Source organism: Rhodobacter capsulatus, from assembly GCF_003254295.1.
GTDB classification, from domain to species: Bacteria; Pseudomonadota; Alphaproteobacteria; order Rhodobacterales; family Rhodobacteraceae; genus Rhodobacter; species Rhodobacter capsulatus.
In genome coordinates, this window is record NZ_QKZO01000022.1 from 1 (window position 1) to 2,011 (window position 2,011).

The 2,011-nt window shown below is 61.3% G+C and carries 3 protein-coding genes; 2 read left to right on the forward strand and 1 reads right to left on the reverse strand.

The window, feature by feature from the left end; all coding sequences use genetic code 11:
• Positions 1-117: 117 nt before the first annotated feature.
• The gene (locus LY44_RS17490; protein WP_146707283.1) at positions 118-402 is read left to right on the forward strand and encodes a hypothetical protein; all 285 of its coding nucleotides are present in this window, start codon (positions 118-120) and stop codon (positions 400-402) included.
• Positions 403-532: 130 nt separating this feature from the next.
• On the forward strand, positions 533-721 hold the full coding sequence (locus LY44_RS17495) for a hypothetical protein (RefSeq protein ID WP_146707284.1): 189 nt from the start codon (positions 533-535) through the stop codon (positions 719-721).
• On the opposite strand, the gene LY44_RS17500 is transcribed toward LY44_RS17495, so the two are convergent.
• Positions 703-1,995, reverse strand: a complete 1,293-nt coding sequence (locus tag LY44_RS17500) for a tyrosine-type recombinase/integrase (protein WP_055212096.1) — start codon at positions 1,993-1,995, stop codon at positions 703-705. The genes LY44_RS17495 and LY44_RS17500 overlap by 19 nt on opposite strands.
• Positions 1,996-2,011: the final 16 nt, after the last annotated feature.

Below are 2,011 nucleotides of genomic sequence, written 5' to 3' on the forward strand. Positions count from 1 at the left end.
GACCCCGGCAGAAGCGCGCCGAGCGCTTGAGCAATCCGAAACCGACCACTATCAAACCCAAGGACTCTCGTTATGAACGAGGGACGACCGGGGGGCAGGTCACGAACTGGAGCTTGCATGACCGAATTGAACCCTATGTTGAAGCGACTTGCCGAGGAGTACGGCGCCAAAGACGTGCCGATGCTTCTCCTCGGCCGGACTGTCGGGTGCCGCTTTGCAATCGCCGAGCTGGAAGCCGAGCTTCGACTTGCCGAAGCTGAAGCCAAGGTCGCGCAAATCAAGCGCGATCTTGTTCTTGCATCGCAAGAACTCGACGAAGCCGATGACGCCCTTGCGCAGATACCACCGGACCTTCTCGAAGACATTCTTGCCGCCGTCGAACGCAGGCTCGAAGCCGCCTGATCCCCGGCACTATCAACAAGCACGCGGGCGGGGTGAAAACCTCGCCCGTTTCACGCGCTGTTTTCCTTTCCCGCCGAACAGATTCGCCCTGCGGGACTATAGAATGAAGGTAACGTCCGCGAGAGACCTCATGCCTGAACCTGTCACCCTGTCCGAACTTCAGAAGATGCACAGAATGGCCGCTGCGCTGGTGGTGGCTGATCCTGTCTATCTGCCGCTCTTCGAGCGCATCGAGCTGGAGCTGGCCGCCCATCAGGCGAAGGATGATGCCATCAGCCGGGCCCGCGCCATCGCAGCGTGTCACAGAGCCGTCGCCTGAAGCAGCTGCTGCATGTGTTCGAGCGTGGCCCCGTCGCCGTAACGCTCGCGCGACAAGCGGTGGCCGAGAATGTCGCGTCTGATCCGGTCATCAACACCCGCCGCAAGCATCCGGTCTTCGAATGAGTGGCGCAGCGAATAAAGGGTGTGATCGTCGCTTTCCATCAGGCCGTTCTCGCGCAGGAACTTGTTGACCGTCGCGGACAGGCTGGCGCTGCTGTCACGGTAGCGCGGAAACCCCTCGGGAAAGGCGCGCAGGGCCTCCAGCGACACACCGAGCAAGGGAACGATGCGCCGGGCGTGTTTCGTCTTCACCTGCCGACCTTCCGGCTCAATCGAAATGTGCGGGACATTGTGATTGAGCTTGATCGTGTTCACCGTCAAGGCCGCCAGCTCGGAAGGACGGCATCCGGTGTTCACCATCGCAATCAGGATTGCCCGTGCCTCGGGATTGAGCCCGTCCAGCGCGCCCGGCGCGAGAAGCTTTTCCTTGATCCATTTCACCGAGAAGGGCGGACGTTTCTTCGCATCGCCTTCCTTGAAGGACAGGTCCGAAAGCGGCAGCACCAGACCGAGCCGCTTCATCCGGTTTACAGTCTTCAGCACGTCGCCGAGGTGGATCAGATCCTTGTTGGCGCTGTTCGGTGTCAGATCTTCCTCTTCGAGCCGTTCCATCCACCAGTTGCGGAAGTCGAGCATGTCGTCGCCGGTAATGTCGTGAATCGCCTTGTCGCCGACCACGGCAATGAAGCTCTTCACGGCTTTCACGCGCGGGTTTTTCCAGCGCCGAAGCTGATCCTCGGACTTGCCCAAGGTCTTGTCCTTGGCGAGCGTCCAATAAAGATCAAGCGCGGCACTGACGGAAAGGGGCGGGGCCTTCTCTGCGCCAAGCAGGGCGGCGGCCTCGCGCATGTCGGGTGTTTCGGGGCTATCCTTGAAGCCGGTGACGGCGGCGAATCTGTCGCGCAGCTCTTCGAGCGGCAGCTTCGCGACTTGGTCAGAACGCATGTAACGAAAGCCGCGCGCTTCGGCGAGGTCGCGGGCCGCGGCGAAGCGTTCCTGGGCGTCGGTGGTGTCACCGGCGAGCTTGGCTTCCCAAGCCGCAACCATCTGTTCCCACGTCGCGGCCTCTTTGGTCTTGGCGACCGAGGGGGAATCCGTGTGCAGACTTATCCAGACGAACTTGCGCGGTTCAACCGAGGCATAGCGTTTCGGAACGCGCCGGTAGAGGTAGAGCGTTCCTTTGACCGAACCATCGCGCGTGGTGATTGCCATCTTCTCCCCCAAGTGC

Excerpts from the sequence above, each read along its gene's own strand:
- LY44_RS17490 (WP_146707283.1), top strand. The coding sequence starts at position 118 with ATGACCGAATTGAACCCTATGTTGAAGCGACTTGCCGAGGAGTACGGC.
- LY44_RS17495 (WP_146707284.1), top strand. The coding sequence starts at position 533 with ATGCCTGAACCTGTCACCCTGTCCGAACTTCAGAAGATGCACAGAATG.
- LY44_RS17500 (WP_055212096.1), bottom strand. The coding sequence starts at position 1,995 with ATGGCAATCACCACGCGCGATGGTTCGGTCAAAGGAACGCTCTACCTC.